Here is a 19,737-nt window from a genome sequence, read left to right on the forward strand (position 1 = left end):
CTTATTTAGGGTCTTTCAGCCAGGCTTTTTCAAATTCTACGTCATCCAGCCCGGCAAACCGGCGGACCCGGTCCAGTTCCGATTGCAGCCGCCGAGTACGGGCATCCGACCAGCGCACGGATCGTTCCGGCCACAGTGCGCTGACTTGCAGAACACCCCGGTCACGCTGCGCCTTCATATCGATGCGGCCGATCATCCGGTCGCCCTCCAGAAGAGGGAAGACATAATACCCGTAGGTCCGCTTGGCGGCAGGGACGAAGACCTCGATCCGATAGTGGAAGCCGAACAGCCGCTCGGCCCGGTTGCGGTCGCGCAGCATGGGGTCGAACGGGCTGAGAACCCGGATACGGCCCGGTGATGCGGGCAGGTCAGTCTCGGTCAGCTCTGGTCGGGCCAGCAGTTTCCGCACCTGCCCGTTGGCGCAGGTCACTTCGATTTCCTCCAAATCTCCGCGTGTTAGAGCCTGTTGGCACCAAGTTTTCGCCTCGGACACGCTGACCGTGTCCCAAAACGCCGCCAGCTCTCCGGACGTGGCAAAGCCCAGCCGGTCCAGCGCGGCATTGCACAGCCAGTCCGCGGTTACCTCGGCATCGCAGTGCATGTTGCCCGGGCACAGATGCGTGTCGATCACCCGTTCCGTCAGGTCATAGCGTTTCTGAAACCCGTTGCGGCCAATCACCGTCAGGGCCCCCGACCGCCACAGAAACTCCAGCGCAGTTTTCGAGGGGTGCCAGTCCCACCAACCGCCCGATCCTTTCTTTTCGTCTTTGCCCACATCGGAGGACGATACCGGCCCGTGGTCGCGGATATGTTGCAGGACAGTGGCAAATTGCTGTTCAAACCCGTCGCGACGCCAGTTCTTCCAGCGAGATTTCAGCAGATCGGCATCCCGTTGAAACCGCAGGTGCCAGTGCGGATAGAACTCCATCGGAATGACCGCTGCGTCATGGGTCCAGTGTTCGAACAATGCCTTGTCGCGCTCAAATAGACGTTTGAGGTTCTTCGCGCGGTAAGAAGACCGCCGCGAAAACAGGATCATGTCATGGGCGCGGGCGACGGTGTTGATGCTGTCCAGCTGCACAAAACCCAGCCGGTGGATCAGGTCCAGCAGGTCCGCACCCTTGGCCCCACCCGAAGGCTGTTCGGCCAGCGCATGACGGTCCATGAACAGAGCACGAGCCGCCTTGTTGTCCAGCCGTTGCAGCGCCATGGCATTAGCGCCGTTTCAGAGTGTCACCAAAGCTGATCTTGGGGGTCAGGGTCACGCGGGTGTCGATCTCGGCTTCCGGATCGGCCAGTTGCCGGGCGATGATCTCAGCCGCCTTCCGTCCAATCTCCAACCGGCAGGCATCCATCGTGGCCAGCTTGCGCGGCAGGCCTTGCAGCAGCTCGACATTGTTGAACCCGGCCAGGCCGATCTGCCCCGGTATGTCGATGCCCTGTTCCAGCAGGTACAACAGTCCGCCCGCGCCAATCATGTCGTTGGAATAATAAAGGAAATCCAGATCCGGAGAGCGATCCAGCATGGCCTGTGTCATCTCACGCCCTTTGGCAAGGGCCGAACCTCCGGAATAGAACTCGCGATCCTCGATCTCGACACCGTTCTTGCCGAGAACTTCGGTGAAGCCTTCAAAACGTTTCCGCGCGCGGTGGTCCAGCGGCATCTTGGTGCCCATGAAACCGATATGTTCGTAACCCGCTTTCAGAATCGCCTCAGCCATTTCGCGCCCGGCCCGGCGGTGCGAGATGCCAACCATTGCGTCCACCGGTTTGCCATCGGTATCCATGATCTCAACCACCGGAATACCTGCCGAATCCAGCATGGCACGGGCGGCCTCGGTATGCTCCAGCCCTGCGATTATCACCCCCGAAGGCCGCCACGAGAGCATCTCGTACAGGACCTTTTCTTCCTTTTCGGGCAAATAGTCGGTGACGCCGACTACGGGCTGCAATTCGGTATCTTCCAGCACCTGATTGATACCGGTCAAAACCTCGGGAAAGACCATGTTCGACAGCGACGGGATGATCACCGCGACCAGATTGACCCGGCTCGAAGCCAGCGCGCCCGCGATCTTGTTGGGCACGTATCCAAGCTCTTTCGCGGCGGCCAGAACGCGTGTGCGGGTGGCGTCGGACACGTCGCCCCGGTTTCTCAGAACCCGGCTGACCGTCATCTCTGACACTCCGGACGCTTCCGAGACATCACGAAGGGTAAGCGGGCGTTTTGTTTCTGTGGTCACGGAGGGCACCTGCACTGTTGTTTTGCCTGATGGTAGCGTGAACAGGACGCGTTTTACAACTGTTGTGCAAAACTCATGACAACCGAAAAAAACCGCGTTACAGAGGGCCTTGCGCGGCCCCGTGGCTCAACTGGATAGAGCAGCCCCCTCCTAAGGGGCAGGTTGCAGGTTCGAATCCTGCCGGGGTCGCCAGTTTCAGGCTGTTTCGTTCTGCAGGCGAATGGTGCTCCAGACGCAATCGTGGTCCGACAAGGGGGTGCCTGAGGCGGAAATAGAGGTCAGAAGCCCGCTTTCGACAGGTGCGAATCCGCGACCTGCCAGCCAGTCCAGTTTCATTTTGCGGTTCGGGTGCGGGGTGATCAGGCTTGGCCGCGTCGTGTGCCCCGGCGGGGTGAAAGCCCAGGAATAGCCGTGACCCTCGGCCAGATCGAACAGGGTTTCCTGCCGCCAGTCGAAATCGGGCGGAAGGTGGTTGCCGGTGTTCAGGTCTCCGCCGATGAGAACCGGGAGACCGGGTGCAAAAGCATCCACGGTTTGCAGCAACCGTTCAAACTGAGCATGCCGGTGCGCCGTGTCCGCGTTGCTTTCCAGGTGTGTCGAGACCACGCAGACAGGGCCGCTGGCACCGGGGATCACTGCGGCGATGGCCATTCGACCGCCGACACGGGGTTGATCGGGGTCGACCGCGCCGGCCTCGGGCGTGAACCAGTGGCCGTGATCGTCCAGACGGATCAGGGCAGTGCGTTCAAACGGGACTGAAGACAGGATCGCGTTGCCGTGCCAGCCCCATTCGTTGAACGCATCGGTGCAGAAGGATCGTTCGGTCGGGCCGCCCAGGTCGAGCTCGTGAAATTCGACCCCGAAGGCGTAGACCATGCCCAGTGCGCGCGCCATCTCTTCGGTAGTGTGGCGCTGCGCGGTGCGGGCCATGCCGTAATCAACCTCAGACAACAGAACAACGTCCGGAATGATCGGTTTCAGGTGGGCGGCGGTGTCTTCGGGGAACAGACAGCGTTCCACATTCCAGGCGGCCACGGTGAATTGCGCGGGTAACTGAGTAGCCGAAGCGTCACCCCCTACCTGCAGAGCGTTCATGGCGGGCAGGCCGGACAACAGGCCCCGGTGAGCCTCAGACGTGCGTGGCGCGTCCAGAATTTCCTGACGCTGATCCGGAGTCACAGCGGGAAGAACCTTCAATATTTCAGTAATCAAAGGACTTTTCCCGTTTCCACATCGAACAGCCTAAGAGCGTCTGGCTTGAGGGTGACGCGGATCTCACCGGTTTGAACTTCGTGGTCCTTGCCGACCATCACAGTAAAGGGCTGATCTGCGATCGCGCCGTGCAAAAGGCGGTGGGCGCCCAGTTCTTCAAGAATGTCGACACGGAACGTGACGGAACCCTGATCGTCCAGTTCTACATCCTCGGGTCGGATGCCCAGTGTGACGGGGCCGACATAGGCGGCGGGGGCGGGCATCAGCCCGTCATACCCGTTGATCCGGACCAGCTGTTCGGCCACCTCAGCCTCGATCAGATTCATCGGTGGTGCGCCCATGAAGGATGCAACAAAGGTCGAGGCCGGGTTGTGATAGATTTCATACGGGGTGCCGATCTGTTCGATCTGACCTGCATTCAAAACGATGATGCGATCCGCCATCGTCATCGCCTCGACCTGATCGTGGGTCACGTAGACCGCAGTGGTGCCAAGGCGGCGCTGCAGGGCCTTGATCTCGATCCGCATTTGGTTGCGCAGCTTGGCGTCGAGGTTCGACAGCGGTTCATCAAACAGGAACAATGCCGGATCGCGGACCACCGCGCGGCCCATGGCAACGCGCTGACGCTGACCGCCGGACAGTTGTGCTGGCTTGCGGTCCAGGTACTCGGTCAGGTTCAGCATCTTGGCGGCGTCTTCCACCTTGGCCGCGATTTCCGCGGCCGGTGTGCCGCGGTTCTTCAGCCCATAGCCGATATTCTTGCGCACCGTCATATGCGGGTACAGAGCATAGTTCTGGAACACCATTGCAATGTCCCGATCCGCCGGGTCCACATCGTTGACCACCCGGTCGCCGATTTTCAGAGTACCTTCGGTGATATCCTCGAGCCCTGCGATCATCCGCAACAGGGTGGATTTACCGCAGCCCGAGGGGCCGACCAGAACGACGAACTCGCCATCGTGAATGGTGAAGCTGGTGCTTTCTACCGCCTTAAAGCCGTTGGGATAAACCTTGCGGATGCCCTCTAAAGAAACCTGAGCCATGCGCGTATTCCTTATTTGTCGGATTCTGTGAGGCCCTTGACGAACCAGTTCTGGAAAAAGATGACGATGGCCACAGGCGGGATCATCGCCACGATGGCCAGCGCCAAAGCCTGTCCATGTTCGGGGATCTGGCTGTCAGTATAGGACAGTACGATCTGCTTGATGCCCCGGACCAGGGTGAAGAAGCTTTCATCGGTGGTGATCAGGGTCGGCCACAGATACTGGTTCCAGCCAAAGACGAACATGATGATGAAGATCGCCGCGATCATCGTCCGGCTGAGGGGCACGAGGATGTCGATGAAGAACTTCCACGGGCCTGCACCGTCGATGCGGGCGGCCTCGGCCAGTTCCTCAGGCACGGACATGAAGAATTGACGGAAGAAGAAGGTGCCGGTCGCCGAAGCGATCAGTGGCACGATCAGGCCGGTATAGGTGTTGGTCAGGCCCAGCTTCTGAATCGCTTCGTAGGACGGCAGGATACGCACCTCGAGCGGCAGCAGCAGAGTGGTAAAGATCATCCAGAAGGCTAGCGTGGCAAAGCGGAGGCGGAAATAGACGATCGCATAGGCGGCCATCATCGAGATGATGATCTTGCCCACCGCAAAACCGATGCCCAGAATGAACGAATTCATCAGCATCAATGTGCCGTCGACCGTCTGGGTGAAGCCGCCCTTTTCAAGCATGGCAGCGTGGAAATTCTTGCCCAGATCGTCGCCCAGCGTCAGTTGCAACCCTTCGCGGTGGATCGTCACCGCATCGTGGCTGGCTGTGGTCAGCGCCAGCAACGGCGGCAGGATCATCAGCAGGGAGCCGAGGATCAGGACGACGTGATCTCCGACTGTTTCCCAGCGAATGCGGCGGGGGCGGGTCTCGGCGGTTGTTTCAAGCGTTGTGTCAGCCATGACAAGCCCCCTCAGGTATAGTGAATCCGGCGTTCAACCAGCCGGAACTGAAAGACGGTCAGGATCAGTACCAGAACCATCAGGACAACGGATTGCGCCGAGGAACCGCCAAGGTCATTACCCCGGAACCCGTCCAGATAGACCTTGTAGACCAACGTCATCGGGTTGTTGCCGGGTTCGCCCTTCATCAGCGCGTCGATGATGCCGAATGTGTCAAACAGCGCATAGGTGATGTTAATGATCAACAGGAAGAATGCGGTCGGCGCCAGCAGGGGGAAGGTGACTTGCCAGAACCGTCCAGTGGCCGAGCGGTTGTCGATCATCGCTGCCTCGCGCACGGAACGCGGGATGGATTGCAGGCCCGACAGGAAAAAGATGAAGTTTACCGGGATCTGCTTCCAGACCGACACGATGATCATTGCGGTCGCGGTGGCGTTGTAATCGACGCCCAGTTTGAAATCCCAGCCGAACATCTGGAAGAACTTGGTCATCGGGCCGGTGCTCTGGTCGAAAAACAGGATGCCAAGGAAGCCCGCGACCGGCGGCGCAATGGCGTAGACCCACATCAGCAGCGTCCGATAGGTCTTGGCCCCGCGCAGCACTTTGTCGGCCTTCACCGCCAGCAACAGAGCGATGGCCAGCGAGAAAAAGGTGACCAGGATAGAAAAGACAACGGTGAACCAGGCGATGCGCTTGTACTGATCATTGCCCATAAGCGAGGTGTAGTTGTCTGCCCCGACAAAGGTCGATCCGAACCCGAACGGGTCCTGCAGAAAGAACGATGATTGCAGCGCCCAGCCCGCGGGCCAGTAGAAGAAGATGCCGATGATCATCAATTGTGGCAGCAGCAGCGCCACAGGTAGCCAGATATTGTCGAAGCCCGCGCGTTTCATGACCCGTCCGTTCAGAATAGAAGGGATGGCCGCGCCGAGAAGACGCGACCACCCTGGGGGTGATCCCGGAGCTTAACCCTGGGTCTTGGCGAAGCGGGCCAGCAGTTCGTTGGCTTCCTCTTCGATGGTTTTGAAAGCGGTTTCCACGTCGGTTTCACCTGTCAGGATACGGCCATATTCGCGGTTCATGATGTCGCGGATCTGGACGTAGAAGCCCATGCGGTATCCCTTGGTGTTCTCGCCGGCTTTGTCCTGCAGCTGGTTCACACCAACTTCGGCGGCCGGGAAACGGTCATAGTGGCCTTCTGTTTTGGCAAGCTCATAGGCGGCCTCGGTGATCGGTACGTAACCGGTTTCCTGATGCCAGAAGTATTGGGTTTCGGGCGCGGTGAGGAAGCGGAAGAATTCGGCCGTCGCCTTGTTTTCCTCGTCCGACTTGCCCGACATCGCGAACAGGGCAGCACCACCAATGAAGGTTTGGGTCGGCTCAGCTGTCACGGCTTCCCAATAGGGCAGTTCAACTGCGCTGAATTCGAAGCCAAGGTCTTTCTGCAGCAGACCGCCAAACGAACCCGACGAGCCCAGCCACATGGCAACTTTGCCTTCTTCGAACGGCTTGGCGTTGTCACCCCAACCGGTGCCGTACCATTCGAACAGGCCGTTGTCTTTCCACTCGTTCACGGCAGTGAAATGTGCCTTGATCGCATCGTTATTGACCAGAATCTGTGTGTCGGTACCGTCATAGCCGTTGTTGTTGGTTGCAAACGGCAGGTCATGACGCGACATGAAGTTCTCGGTAAAGATCCACGGCAGGTGTGACTGGCTGAGCGCAATGTAGCCCGCTTCTTTCAGTGCCGGAGCGGTGGTCGATTGGAACTCTTCCCAGGTTTTCGGCGGCGTCACGCCTGCAGCTTCCAGCGCGTCGACGTTGTAATACAAAATCGGCGTCGAAGAGTTGAAAGGCATGCCGATCATTTTACCATCGCTGTCGGCGTAGAAGTAGCGAACACCAGCGATGTAGTCGTTGATATCAAAATCAACGCCGTTATCGGCCAGCAGGTCCTGAACCGGAACGGTCGCGCCTTTGGCGGCGATCACGGTGGCAGCACCGGCGTCGAAAACCTGCATGATGTTTGGCTGTTCTCCGGCGCGGAAGGCCGCAATACCTGCGGTCAGCGTCTCTTCGTAGCTGCCTTTGTAGATCGGAGTGATTTTGTATTCGTCCTGTGAAGCATTGAACTTCTCGGCAACCTTGTTGACGGTTTCCCCCAACTGTCCGCCATGGGCGTGCCACCAGGTGATTTCGGTTTCTGCAAAGGCCGCAGTCGCGGTGAACGCGAGTGCTGCGGCTGTTGCGCAAAACTTCAGGTTGGTCATTTCGATCCTCCGGTTCGATTTCGGCCCCTTGCAGCAAAGAGACCGGTGGCAACAGATGCCAGGTTGTTGCGCAGGCTCTCCTGCAGCGTTGTTCAACGTGCAGCCCTCCGACCTGCATGGCGAGCCGTGTCTGGATTCTGCACACGTGCTCACATAATGTTAACGTATGACAGTTCGATGAAAGATTTCTAGCAATATTGACAAATTAATCCAAAAAAGAGGACAGATTTGGCGTGACAGACGACAGCAGCAAATCCGCCGAAAGGCCCCGCCGCGTGACGGCGCAAGCCGTCGCCGACGCGGCTGGAGTGTCGCGTTCCGCCGTCTCACGCGCCTTTACGCCGGGCGCTTATCTTGATGTAAACAAAAGAAAAAAAATCCATAAGATAGCCGCGCGCATGGGTTATCAGCCCAACGCTTTGGCGGCAGGGTTAAAGGGGGGGCGGTCGCATCTGGTGGCAGTTTTTGTCGGCAACATGCGCAGTACGTACGATTCCGAATTCGTGAACCGTTTGGTGGGTCGGCTGAACGCATTGAACAAGTGGCCGATTCTGATTGATGGCGGTGATGACCGCGCCGAAGCAGCAATTGACCAGGTGATGCGATACCCGCTGGACGCCCTGATTCTGCGCGGCGGTAGTATGCCCGGACCGCTGGTCGAGCAGTGCAGCAAGTTCGGCGTCCCCATGATCTCATCCGGCCGTATCGTGGATGCGCCGGGGGTCGATAACGTGTGCTGTCGAAACGCCGAGGGTACGCGGATCGCGACGCAAACACTTATTGATCGCGGACGCACACGCTTCGGGTACATCGCAGGCGCGACTTGCTTTGCTTCGTCCGCTGACCGCCGGGCGGGTATTTTGGCTGTCCTTGAAAAGGTTGGGTTATCCCTGATCGCGGAAGAGACCGGGGAATTTACCGTCGAGGCCGGGTATAAAGCGTCGATGAAACTGCTGCGGGATCACCGCCTGGATGCGCTGGTCTGTGCCAATGATGCCAGCGCAATCGGCGCGCTGACCGCGGCGCGGGAAATCGGGCTGGATGTACCCGGTGCGCTGTCGATTGTAGGCTTCGACGATATCGAAATGGCCCGATGGCCCACCTTCAATCTGAGCACCGTGAACAATCCCATCGACCAGTCGGTCGAGCACGTGATCCACTTGCTTGAACGCCGGCTATCCGAGCCCGGCAAGGCGAGCGAAACCCTTCTGATCGATCCCTATTTCGTGCCGCGCGGGACCCACTGATCACTTGCGGTGCTCGCGTTAAGGTTTGAGATTCTTGGTGCTCAGCCTGTTGAAATCGGAAGGTTCGGGGAACCGGGCACGCGTGCGGTTGGCGAACGCCACCAGTGACAGCATCACCGGCACTTCGACCAGAACGCCCACCACGGTGGCCAAGGCGGCGCCCGAGTTCAGTCCGAACAGGCTGATGGCGACCGCGACCGCCAGCTCAAAGAAGTTGGACGTGCCGATCATGGCGCAAGGGGCGGCAATACGATGGGGGATTTTCAACGCATGGGCCGCTGCATAGGCCAGGGCAAAAATCCCGTAGCTCTGAATCAGGATCGGTACGGCGATCAGGACAATCACCAGCGGTTTCGCCAGAATGGTCTGCCCCTGCAGGCCGAACAGGATAACAACGGTGGCAATCAGGCCCAGCACCGACCACGGTTTCACCTTGGCCGAAAACGCGTCAATGGCGTCTTGCGAGCCCAGTTTCCACCGCGTGATCAACCCCGCGATCAGGGGCAGCACGACATAAAGCACGGTCGCCAGCACCAAAGTCTTCCACGGGACCGCGATATCGGTGACACCCAGCAGAAATGCGACGATGGGTGCAAAGGCCACGACCATGATCAGATCGTTGACCGAGACCTGCACCAGCGTGTAGGTCGCATCCCCCTTGGTCAGTTGCGACCAGACAAACACCATCGCGGTGCAGGGGGCCGCGCCCAGCAGGATCAGACCGGCGGTGTATTGCGCTGCGTCTTCGGGGTGAATCCACGGTGCGAAAACATAGTCGAAGAACAACACCGCCAGCAGTGCCATGGTGAAGGGCTTGATCAGCCAGTTGACCACCAGTGTCACGATCAACCCTTTCGGCTGGCGTGCCACGCCCGCAACCGCGCCGAAATCGACGCTGACCATCATCGGATAGACCATGGCCCAGACCAGCAGGGCTACCACCAGATTTACACTGGACACCTCGGCCGAGGCAATCAACCCGACCAGACCCGGTGCGGCCAGACCGATCAGTACGCCTCCAACCATGGCAAGGGCGACCCAGACGGTCAGGTAGCGTTCGAAAATGCTCATGAGTAGGCCTCGGTGGTCTGATCGGTCAGTTTGCCCGACGTCAGCGCCGCCAGCGCGACCATCACGGTGGCGGTGCCCAGAACCAATGCCAGCCCGCCGATCTGATAGGTCAGCCCGGACAGCACGGTGCCCACAAGGCGACCCGTCGCGTTGGCCATGTAATAGAAGCCCACATCCATTGTCACCCGTTCGGATTTAGTAAACGCCAGGATCAGGTAAGAATGCAGCGAAGAGTTGACCGCAAAGATAGCCCCGAACACCAGCAGGCCCATAACCAGCGTGACGGTCAGCCATGTCTGCGGACCCGAGGACACCAGCACTGCAACCGTCAGCGCTGCCGGAACACAGAATAGGGCAGTGGCCCAGCTGCGGGCGGCGTAGATCAGGTCGCCTTCGCTGCGCTCCGACGCGCGCAGGATCTTGGGTGCGCTGGCTTGAACGGCTCCGTAGAGGATAACCCAGACGGCCATGAAGGTGCCGATCATAAAAAACGCAGCACGGTTGCCTTCTTCGGTGCCGTCGGACAGGACCGCATAGAAATAGATCGGGATGCCGACCACAAACCAAACGTCCCGCGCGCCGAACAGAAACACCCGCGCTGCCGACAGCCAGTTCACATTTGACGATTTCGAGAAAACCTCGGAGAATTTCGCTCCCTTGCGCCCCTTGGGCAGGCCGGGTGGCATCATCAGGATCACAGCAACCAGAATGATCGCCAGCGCGATCGCCATAGCCAGCGTGGCCCAGACAAAACCCAGCGTCGCCAGCAAAGCGGCCCCCAGCAGGAAGCCCAAGCCTTTGACGGCGTTTTTCGAGCCGGTCAAAACAGCGACCCAGCGGAACAGCCCGCTGCCTTCGGTCGGCGCCAGCAGTTTCACGGCGGATTTCGACGACATCTTGGCCAGATCCTTGGCAACCCCACTGGCCCCCTGCACGATCATCACAAAGGCAACTTTGGCCGGAATCGCCCAGTTAGGGTCTAGTTGGGTTAGAACAAGTAGCGCCCCCACCTGCAAAGCCAACCCGGCATACAGCGTCGAAGCCAGGCCGAACCGCGCCGCGATCCAGCCCGCCGCAAGGTTCGTCCCCATCCCGGCGATTTCATAGAGAACAAACAGATATGCCAACTGAACCGGCGAGAAACCCATCGTATGAAAGTGCAGCAGCACCAGCATCCGCAGCGCCCCGTCGGTCAGCATAAAGGCCCAATAGGCCGCCGTGACCGCAAAATAGGCCGATAGTCCTTCGGGCCGGGATGTCACAGCAAGGCTCCAACCTTGAGCGCGACATCGACCAGACGGTGCGCATATCCCATCTCGTTGTCATACCACGCATAGATTTTCACCTGCGTCCCGTCCACCACCATGGTTGAGGGCGCATCGACGATCGAAGACCGCTCGTCATTGGTGTAATCGGTCGAGACCAGCGGGCGCGTTTCATATCCCAGAATGCCTTTCAACTCGCCCTCGGCTGCGGCTTTGAAGAAGGCGTTGACCTCTTTGACGGTGGTTTCGCGCTCCACCTCGAAAACGCAGTCGGTCAACGAGGCGTTCAGCAGAGGCACTCGTACCGCGTGGCCGTTCAACCGTCCCTTCAGTTCCGGATAGATCAGCGTGATCGCGGTGGCCGAGCCGGTGGTGGTCGGGATCAGCGAATTCAGCGCCGAACGCGCGCGGCGCAGGTCCTTGGCCGGGCGGTCCACGATGGTTTGCGTGTTGGTCACGTCATGGATCGTGGTCATCGAGCCGTGGCGGATGCCTAGGTTTTCGTGGATCACCTTGACCACAGGGGCCAGACAGTTGGTGGTGCAGGACGCTGCCGTCACGATGTGATGCGTGGCCGGGTCATAGGTGTCTTCGTTGACGCCCATGACGATATTGGCGGTGGGACCGTCCTTGACCGGAGCCGAGACGACAACCTTTTTCACACCTGCTGCGAAATAGGGGGCTAGCTTGGCCTCGGTCTTGAAGACACCGGTGCAGTCGATCACCACGTCCACACCATCCAGAGGCAGATCGTTCAGACTCTTGGTGCCGATAAAAGGCAGGCGGGTGCCGTTGATGGTGACGCTGTCCGCGTCGTGCGAGAACTCCGCGTCCCAGCGCCCGTGTACCGTGTCGAACTCCAGCAGGTGCGCGTGCATCTCGGGGTCGCCGACCCCGTCATTGATCCAGGCGATCTTTGCGCCCTTTTCCAGCAACGGCTTCAGGGCCAGTTTTCCCATCCGGCCCAGGCCGTTTACAGCGTAAGTCGTCATTTCGTGTCCTCAAGTGACGTTCTGCCGATGTCATCGACAGCAGTTTGCAATGCGATTCGGTCCAGGCTTTCGACCGGCAGAGAGGTAAAGGCCTCGATCCGGCGCTTCAGCGCGCCATAGGCATTCTGGAAAGCCAGGCTTTTTTCCGCATCGGTACCGGTGGCTTTGACCGGGTCCACCATGCCCCAATGGCCGCTGATCGGCTGGCCTTCCCAGGCCGGACATTCTTCGTTGGCGGCCTGGTTGCAGACGGTAAAGACAAAATCCATTTCGGGCGCGCCCGGTGCGGCGAACTCGGACATATGCTTGGAACGCAGGACCGAGGTATCGTGCCCCTTGTCGCTCAGGACCTGAACAGCAATTGGATTAAGCTCGGTCGCTGGCTGGGTTCCAGCGGAATATACATTGAACCGATCGCCGCCCAATTCGCGCAGCAGCGATTCGGCAAAGATCGAGCGGGCAGAGTTACCCACGCACAGAAACAGTACATTGAACTTGCGGTCCGTCATGGTGTCACTTCCTTGGCTGAAAGGCATGCAGATATCAGGGCGGCCACGGCAGCAATCGAGGACCAGAAAATCCAGCATATGCTGCACGTTCTTCATATCGACCGAATAGAGCAGAGAGGTTCCCGACCGTTCCTGCGTCACCAACCCCGAGCGTTGCAACGCGTTCAGGTAGTTCGACAGGGTGCTGGCCTTGATATCCAGCTCTGCCGCCAGCTCTCCGGCGGGCACAGTGTCAGGAAAACGTCGCATCAACATGCGAAACACCGAGATGCGCTGCGGGTGCCCGAGGATGGCAAGTTGGTCAGTTACTTGTTCTATCATATTTCATGAAATATAGAAATAACGATGGCACGACAATCCGGGAAATGCGCCGTTACAGAAATTTCACAGTCAGAACTTGCAGGCGTCGTGGCTCGGGTCAAAAGATCTGGTTGCGTTGGCGGTGTGATACTGTGAATCGCCGCAATCGCCGCGGGAAAAATCACAAAGATCAAGACTTGCGCGCGCTACCCCGACCGTTTAAACGGGCCATCGCTTGCCTCAATAGCTCAGCTGGTAGAGCAGGTCCTTCGTAAGGACAAGGTCGGGGGTTCGAGTCCCTCTTGAGGCACCACGACAAAGAAATAAAAAGTCAATTTTCTCACACTTAGCATTTTTCATAGTGAAGCAATCCACCTTTCAAACCACCTTTCTACAGTCGATGTAGTTAGTGTTTAGGGTTTCCAAGATTGAAGGTAGCGATAGCCATTCTGGGTTTTGAAACTCTTCGTTAAACTAATGACACTTCAGTCTAGTGAAATTGGAAAATGGCTCGAATAGCGCCAAGCACGAGCTTCTGATTGTTTACCCATAATTGTCATGTCTTTAACATGTTCTGACCAAAGTGACAGTAGAACTCCTCTACTTTTACTCCCGGAAGGCCTTGGTATTTCAACGATGTTTCCCGTGTCGTCCTTCCACATTGCGATTGAGTGGTTTGCGGGTAAGTGTCCTTGCTTGTTTGATTTCTCGATCAGTCCATACGACGTAAATGTCAAAACAGAGCTACCCGGATCGTCGGCAAGGTTGGATGCGTACTGTGCTGGCCAACGGTTCCGAATTTGAGGACCATCAGGTGTGGCTTTGGCTGGAACAGTTGACTAATAAGTGCCGTTCTACTTTTCTCCACGTCTCATGCAGGCAAAAGCCGCCGCACACTACCTTGGCGTTTCAGCATCCAAGCTTAGAACTTTGGGAATTCCGGCTAAGGTGTGTGTGGGAAACAAGTTGTATGACATTAGAGATCTTGATGCTTACGCGGATCAATTGTCATACGAGGATGAATACACCGAGGCCACAACAGAGGCTGACAAAGAATGGGGTGGCACAAAGAATAGTTCGAATGCATGGTAGTCGGATTTGCAATCCGCTGCTGAGCAGGCTCATCTTTTCGCATGCTGGAGATAAACGGATTGCTCGTATTCATCGATGAAACCGGCGATCCTGGCTTTAAGCTGGAAAAGGGTTCATCCCCAAATGAATTTCAATCTGTTTCGTTAATCGCCCGGGATTAGCAATCGTGATCGACTGGGTTACGCCCACCTGACAGCATGGCAATTTCAGCGTCCCTCTGGGACTTCACGAATGTCATAGTTTTTCGGCCAATGACTGAAAGCTTCTCAATCATACAATCGGCCAATACGATGTTTTGTTGTTCTGACAATTCCTCCCGAAAGAGATACCGAAAATAGTTGTCCTTGGCTTTTTGCTTAGTGGAATCGGCTGCTGCCGGTGCCGTTGAAAGGAGTATGATGCAAACTGATTGCAGAACTCGCACTGTCTGATTTCCTAAGTTGAGGTGAAGGAGTTATCACTAAAAGCAGCCCAGCAGTTTCAAACAAGAAAAACCGAAGTGTGTAATCCTCATCACTGACCAACCCCGCAGAATCGGCCAGACTGATTGCAGTTAACGAGTTGGCGCTCATGGTGTTTTGAGAGCGCAGTTTTTCATTATCTTCCCTGCATCTGGGGCGCGCTTGTGGTGAGCGCGCCCTAATTCTTGTTTCCAGCCCCTTGTCGTACCCCTGATGGAGTCTCTGGCTTCCTAAAAAAGAAGAGGCCCGGATAGTGTATGATTAACACAGCATGAATGACGTGTTCTCGCTGAGTTCAGCCATGCTGGGGCATTGTTTCCAAATATGTGAAAATACAAGGCACGAGTTTAGGGGTGGCCGTTATGTCAACTGGTGTGAACATTGATCTGAGCGATAGCCAAAACAAGTGGTCTGAATGGACTATGCGCCCAAAGAAGCGTGAGCGAAAACTAACGGACTACGCCTCTGGGTTTGTTGTCATACTTTCGGCAATTGTCGTAAGTGGTTTACCTCAAGACTTGCCGTTCTGATAATACGAAACAAACCTCCCGGATTAGGTCGTGGGCCTCTTGGCACACCAGCTCGGCGCGGGAAACTGCGCGGTTGTCCCCGCCAACTGCGTTGCCGAGCGCCGTTGTTATCTCCGAAGCGTTTGAAACGTTGAATGTGGTCATGATTGCCCCAATTCGCGACCGTGCAAGCTTCGTCGCCACCCTGTTGTTTACGTGCAATTAGGTAACCAGCCGCCCCATACAAAGCAAGAACAAGAAAGGAACAAGGACGGAACAAATGGGGCCGAATGCAACTAAGGTGCCAGTGAGTTTCTTGGCTGCGACGATTAATTCGGTTAGGCTTTCTGTATTCGCTTCAAGCCAAATTGTAATTGGAGCCACCCCAATGAAATTCGATTCAGTACTTGCATTTTTGCTTGGGTCTGTTTTCAGCCTGTCCGCCTGCAGCGATGTCTTCCATGCAAATTTCGAAAATGGAACGCCCGGCCAGTCGCCGCTTTCAAACCCGCCCGGCCCACCTCCAGGCGACAGCATCAGCGTGGGATCAGACGAGTTCTTCTTTGTCGGGACAGCCGACGCAATTGAAGGCGACCTCTCCCTCAATTTCCGCGAGCGACCCCCTGCTACAGACACTTCCGGGGACCACATCATTTTCAGAACGTCGCCCATAAACGACGACGCTGCGCCAATCTACATAAGGTGGCAGGGGCAGTTCCTCGATGCCGGAGGAATGATAATAGATAGCGGCGTAGTGGGGGAATACTTTGGCAGAGTGATGTTCGATAACGGCCAAGTGTTGATGTTCGACACCCCAGTCGGCAGCTACAACATTGGTGACAGTCACACTGTCTTAATTTCCCTGTTTCCAGAAAACATGGTGTACCGCCTCGCTATGTTTGGCGAGACATCGTTGGATTCAGGATTTGCAGAAGCAGACCTGAGAGAACTAGACGGGGCACCGCAGAACGAGGGGTTCGTAGATATCTCTGTGACCGCCTCTTCGGACCAAAACCGTTTCTACGTAATGGACGATTTGACGGTTTCGCTTCGCGACCTCGGCAAGTGAAAAGAGTTGAACGGTGCACTTTGCTGGACGGATGGCCTCCCCAAAAATAGCGAGTGTACCTGGATTGGTTAACAGGATGCACTTAGACCAAGCTGCCGCCGAGAACCGAATCCGCCTGTCACGTCAATTTAAAGGTGATGGGTGGAGTGAGGGGCTGGACGAGGGGGTAAAGCCAGCCCCTCAAACTCTGGGGGTCCCGGAGTTGTGTGTGTGGTTGCTCCGTTAACTCAGAATTAACGAACTATGCGTGTCCGCGATATTGGGGGTTCCCCGTATTTGGCAAAATTAATCTTTCGAACACATTTCGGACAGAGCCAGCAGATACCAAGAGGACGCGGCGCGCCTGATGGGGATTAGCGATTTCAACGAGGGGGTACGAGTTCGGCGTGTCGCATCTTCAGTTTATTCAAGCGAAACGCCACCACTTTCAAACTACCATTTGTAGTGCGGAGCCCGCTCGCCATTCCAAAACCGCGCAACGTCCACTGTATCAATGACCAGTGAAGTCGTATTGAAGCCGATAAGAAGAATGACCCACCAGTAAAGTGTGGGTTCGGTTTCTACGTTCGGGAGGTTCGTCAGGAAATAAGGTATCATTGGAATCCACAGAATGTGGCCTAGACCAAGCAGCCTCACAAACCCCAGCTTCAGGTAGATTGCAATCATTATTGAAATCCCGATCCCAACCGCAAACAGGTTGTACCATGCATAGAAGGTGTCGAGGAAAAGCAGCGAGGCCAGATTTACGAGAACTAGGCAAATGACCCAAACTCTCGCAACCGGTTTGAACCTGAAAAGGACGATCCAAAGAATTTCAAACGCGCGCATTGGCCGAATCCTATCAATACAACACTCTAGTCGCCATCAATCATGCGCTCTAGCTTGCGAGCCGAGCTGAACTTGACAGGAGCGTGCCCACTGCCGGAGCAATGCCTTCAACAGACGCACCATCACAAAACCGAACTTGGCCGGGAACGGTTGCCCAAGTTTGTGCTTAATCCCATTCAAATCCACTTGGCACTCCAAAGCAAAGTCACTGATGCTCCGGCTCTACTTCCTATCTGCGCGCCCGTTCGATCAAAACGGCGCATGAATTCAGCGCCTGACTCGCCTTCTTTTCGCTCCAAAGTGACAGTTTCCTCTGAATCCGAAACGCTCACGATGGCACGATGGACATCTTCCTCCAGATTTTGAGGATATTCACCCTCTGTTGAGATTGGGTTTCCTTGTTTGTCAAAGAACTCACCCTTAGTGATGACGACTTTGAATTCGTCGCCAAACTTCTTTTCCAGCTTGTTGATACGGTTCCTGATGTTCGCTTTGCTGCCTCCAATGCTGTGATCCGGCGTTTAAGTTCTGTGGTTTCAAGCACCCGCCTGTACTGCTCGACCAGCCCCATGACAGTTGCCCCCTCCAGCGGCGTGATTTCCCCCTCAGAAACCACCCTCTACAAATAGTATAGGCGGGGCACAGTGGCACACAGTGACATTGAAAAATCACTGAAAATCAATTTTTTTTGTGATTTCTTGAGATGCGGTGAAACGCCGTAAAACAAAGATTGGATGCCCTCGTTAGGCAACACGTTTTTCCCGATTGGTGAGATTGCTAACGCTTAGGCGCGTTTTTCGCCGATGGTTGTCACGCCCAGAACCGACAGCACCTTGGCTTCGATCTGTGCGGCGTTCATACCCGCGACAGCGTACATATCCGCTGGACTGGCTTGGTCGATGAAGATATCCGGCAACACCATCGAGCGGTATTTCAGCCCGTGATCAAACACGCCCTCATCCGCCAGCAGTTGCGCCACGTGGCTGCCGAAGCCGCCGATCGCGCCTTCTTCGATGGTGATCAGGGCTTCGTGGTTCGCCGCCAGATCAAGGATCAGCTCGCGGTCCAGCGGTTTGGCAAAGCGGGCATCTGCGATGGTAGGGGTTATCCCGCGGGCTGACAGCGCCTCGGCTGCCTTTTGCACTTCGGCCAGACGGGTGCCAAAGGACAGCAAAGACACCCGCGCGCCCTTCTGGATCATGCGGCCTTTGCCGATTTCAAGCACCTCGCCGCGTTCGGGCAAATCGACGCCCACACCCTCACCGCGCGGATAGCGGAAAGCAATGGGGCCTTCATTATGGGCAGCGGCAGTGGCCACCATGTGCACCAGCTCCGCCTCATCCGCTGCGGCCATCACGACCATGCCGGGCAGGTTGGCCAGATAGGCGATGTCAAAAGACCCCGCATGGGTTGCCCCATCGGCACCCACAAGCCCCGCGCGGTCGATGGCAAAACGTACTGGCAGGCGCTGGATCGCCACGTCATGAACCACCTGATCGTAACCGCGCTGCAAAAAGGTCGAATACATCGCGCAGAACGGCTTCATCCCCCCGGCGGCCAGCGCCGCCGCGAAGGTCACGCCGTGTTGTTCGGCAATTGCCACATCAAAACAGCGCGAGGGGTAGCGCTCCGCAAACAGGCTGAGCCCGGTGCCATCGGGCATCGCGGCGGTCACTGCCACGATCTTGTCATCGCGCCCGGCTTCTTCGACCAGCGTTTTGCCGAAGACCGAGGTATAAGATGGCGCGTTGGATGGCGCTTTGTGCTGCTGGCCCGTCACCACGTCGAATTTGGCCGTCGCATGGCCTTTGTCCCGGGCCTGTTCGGCAGGGGCGTAGCCTTTGCCCTTCTTGGTCAGCACATGGATCAGGATCGGACCGGTCGCCCGCGCCTTGACCGTGCGCAGTACCGGTAGCAACTGGTCCATGTCGTGGCCGTCGAGGGGCCCGATATAGGAAAAGCCCAGTTCTTCGAACAGCGTGCCGCCCACGGCCATGCCTTTCAGCATTTCCTTGGCACGTTTCGCCCCTTCGCGGAAAGGTTCGGGCAGTAGCGACACGGCCCCCTTGGCGGCGGCTTTCAAGTCGTGGAACGGGGCTTCGGCGTAAATCCGCGACAGGTAGCTAGACAGCGCGCCGACCGGGGGGGCGATGCTCATCTCATTGTCGTTCAGGATGACGATCAGGCGTTTCCTCAGGTGGCCCGCGTTGTTCATCGCCTCGAACGCCATACCCGCTGACATGGAACCATCGCCGATCACCGCAATCGCATCGCCCAGACCTTCGGGCGTGACGCCGCCCAAATCTCGAGCGACGGAGAATCCCAGCGCCGCGCTGATCGAGGTTGAACTATGCGCCGCGCCAAACGGGTCATAGGGGCTCTCGCTGCGTTTGGTGAAGCCGCTCAGGCCGTCTTTCATACGCAGGGTGCGAATACGATCGCGCCGCTCAGTCAGGATTTTATGCGGATAGCACTGGTGGCCGACGTCCCAGATGATCTTGTCGCGTGGTGTGTCAAACACGGCATGCAGCGCAGTAGTCAGTTCGACCACACCCAGACCTGCCCCCAGATGCCCACCGGTGACCGACACGGCCGAGATCGTCTCGGCCCGCAATTCCTGCGCCAGCTGATGCAGCTGTTTGTCCGAGAACTGTTTGAGATCCGCAGGGCGGTTCACAAGGTCCAGCAGGGGCGTGTTCGGGCGGTCAGACATGTGGCGCATTCCTG

At 57.3% G+C, this 19,737-nt stretch carries 16 protein-coding genes and 2 tRNA genes; 5 read left to right on the plus strand and 13 right to left on the minus strand.

The genetic code is table 11. The annotated features are described in order from the left end of the window. Window position 1: 1 nt before the first annotated feature. Complete coding sequence (locus ACR0IM_RS11310; RefSeq protein ID WP_480681968.1) at window positions 2-1,210, minus strand: winged helix-turn-helix domain-containing protein; 1,209 nt, start codon at window positions 1,208-1,210, stop codon at window positions 2-4. A 4-nt stretch (window positions 1,211-1,214) separates the two neighbouring features. Next, window positions 1,215-2,240 carry a LacI family DNA-binding transcriptional regulator gene (locus ACR0IM_RS11315; RefSeq protein ID WP_480591713.1) on the minus strand — a complete coding sequence of 342 codons (1,026 nt, stop codon included), beginning with the start codon at window positions 2,238-2,240 and terminating at the stop codon, window positions 1,215-1,217. Between the two features lie 115 nt (window positions 2,241-2,355). Here ACR0IM_RS11315 and ACR0IM_RS11320 point away from each other — a divergent pair. After that, a tRNA-Arg gene (locus ACR0IM_RS11320) sits at window positions 2,356-2,432 on the plus strand. Between the two features lie 3 nt (window positions 2,433-2,435). Here the strand turns inward: ACR0IM_RS11320 and ACR0IM_RS11325 are convergent. From ACR0IM_RS11325 to ACR0IM_RS11345, 5 genes are all read right to left on the minus strand, one after another. Continuing rightward, window positions 2,436-3,452: an endonuclease/exonuclease/phosphatase family protein gene (locus tag ACR0IM_RS11325; protein WP_480591706.1), complete on the minus strand. Its 1,017-nt coding sequence runs from the start codon at window positions 3,450-3,452 to the stop codon at window positions 2,436-2,438. Continuing rightward, window positions 3,449-4,495, minus strand: coding sequence for an ABC transporter ATP-binding protein (locus tag ACR0IM_RS11330; RefSeq protein WP_480681969.1), 1,047 nt, complete (start codon window positions 4,493-4,495; stop codon window positions 3,449-3,451). Before ACR0IM_RS11330 ends, ACR0IM_RS11325 begins: the two co-directional genes overlap by 4 nt. Before the next feature lie 11 nt (window positions 4,496-4,506). After that, window positions 4,507-5,397 carry a sn-glycerol-3-phosphate ABC transporter permease UgpE gene (gene ugpE / locus ACR0IM_RS11335; RefSeq protein ID WP_480591700.1) on the minus strand — a complete coding sequence of 297 codons (891 nt, stop codon included), beginning with the start codon at window positions 5,395-5,397 and terminating at the stop codon, window positions 4,507-4,509. An 11-nt stretch (window positions 5,398-5,408) separates the two neighbouring features. Beyond that, complete coding sequence (locus ACR0IM_RS11340; RefSeq protein WP_480681970.1) at window positions 5,409-6,290, minus strand: ABC transporter permease subunit; 882 nt, start codon at window positions 6,288-6,290, stop codon at window positions 5,409-5,411. 72 nt (window positions 6,291-6,362) lie between these two features. After that, window positions 6,363-7,667: an extracellular solute-binding protein gene (locus tag ACR0IM_RS11345; RefSeq protein ID WP_480641349.1), complete on the minus strand. Its 1,305-nt coding sequence runs from the start codon at window positions 7,665-7,667 to the stop codon at window positions 6,363-6,365. Window positions 7,668-7,900: 233 nt separating this feature from the next. On the opposite strand from ACR0IM_RS11345, the gene ACR0IM_RS11350 reads away from it, so the two are divergent. Next, window positions 7,901-8,914: a LacI family DNA-binding transcriptional regulator gene (locus tag ACR0IM_RS11350; protein WP_480591691.1), complete on the plus strand. Its 1,014-nt coding sequence runs from the start codon at window positions 7,901-7,903 to the stop codon at window positions 8,912-8,914. Window positions 8,915-8,932: 18 nt separating this feature from the next. Here the strand turns inward: ACR0IM_RS11350 and arsB are convergent, their stop codons facing one another. Genes arsB through ACR0IM_RS11370 form a run of 4 tightly spaced genes read right to left on the minus strand, consistent with a single transcriptional unit; the run spans window position 8,933 to window position 13,072 of the window. Beyond that, window positions 8,933-9,985, minus strand: coding sequence for an ACR3 family arsenite efflux transporter (gene arsB / locus ACR0IM_RS11355; protein ID WP_480681971.1), 1,053 nt, complete (start codon window positions 9,983-9,985; stop codon window positions 8,933-8,935). Next, window positions 9,982-11,247: an organoarsenical effux MFS transporter ArsJ gene (arsJ, locus tag ACR0IM_RS11360; protein ID WP_480681972.1), complete on the minus strand. Its 1,266-nt coding sequence runs from the start codon at window positions 11,245-11,247 to the stop codon at window positions 9,982-9,984. The genes arsB and arsJ overlap by 4 nt, the downstream gene beginning before the upstream one ends. Beyond that, the gene (locus ACR0IM_RS11365) at window positions 11,244-12,242 is read right to left on the minus strand and encodes an ArsJ-associated glyceraldehyde-3-phosphate dehydrogenase (protein WP_480681974.1); all 999 of its coding nucleotides are present in this window, start codon (window positions 12,240-12,242) and stop codon (window positions 11,244-11,246) included. The genes arsJ and ACR0IM_RS11365 overlap by 4 nt, the downstream gene beginning before the upstream one ends. Then, the gene (locus ACR0IM_RS11370; protein WP_480591675.1) at window positions 12,239-13,072 is read right to left on the minus strand and encodes an arsenate reductase/protein-tyrosine-phosphatase family protein; all 834 of its coding nucleotides are present in this window, start codon (window positions 13,070-13,072) and stop codon (window positions 12,239-12,241) included. Before ACR0IM_RS11370 ends, ACR0IM_RS11365 begins: the two co-directional genes overlap by 4 nt. A 216-nt stretch (window positions 13,073-13,288) precedes the next feature. Between ACR0IM_RS11370 and ACR0IM_RS11375 the strand changes: the two genes are divergently transcribed. Both ACR0IM_RS11375 and ACR0IM_RS11380 read left to right on the plus strand, forming a co-directional pair. After that, window positions 13,289-13,364, plus strand: a tRNA-Thr gene (locus tag ACR0IM_RS11375). 2,137 nt (window positions 13,365-15,501) lie between these two features. Continuing rightward, window positions 15,502-16,182, plus strand: coding sequence for a hypothetical protein (locus tag ACR0IM_RS11380; protein ID WP_480681975.1), 681 nt, complete (start codon window positions 15,502-15,504; stop codon window positions 16,180-16,182). Window positions 16,183-16,614: 432 nt separating this feature from the next. Here the strand turns inward: ACR0IM_RS11380 and ACR0IM_RS11385 are convergent, their stop codons facing one another. Next, entirely contained in the window at window positions 16,615-17,010 is a 396-nt protein-coding gene (locus ACR0IM_RS11385; protein ID WP_480681976.1) for a hypothetical protein, read from the minus strand. Between the two features lie 398 nt (window positions 17,011-17,408). Here ACR0IM_RS11385 and ACR0IM_RS11390 point away from each other — a divergent pair, with 398 nt between their 5' ends. Then, the gene (locus tag ACR0IM_RS11390; protein WP_480681977.1) at window positions 17,409-17,639 is read left to right on the plus strand and encodes a hypothetical protein; all 231 of its coding nucleotides are present in this window, start codon (window positions 17,409-17,411) and stop codon (window positions 17,637-17,639) included. A 155-nt stretch (window positions 17,640-17,794) separates the two neighbouring features. Here the strand turns inward: ACR0IM_RS11390 and dxs are convergent, their stop codons facing one another. Further along, window positions 17,795-19,723: a 1-deoxy-D-xylulose-5-phosphate synthase gene (dxs, locus tag ACR0IM_RS11395; RefSeq protein WP_480681978.1), complete on the minus strand. Its 1,929-nt coding sequence runs from the start codon at window positions 19,721-19,723 to the stop codon at window positions 17,795-17,797. Window positions 19,724-19,737 lie beyond the last annotated feature (14 nt).

It is taken from the genome of Ruegeria sp. BF6 (assembly GCF_056538665.1).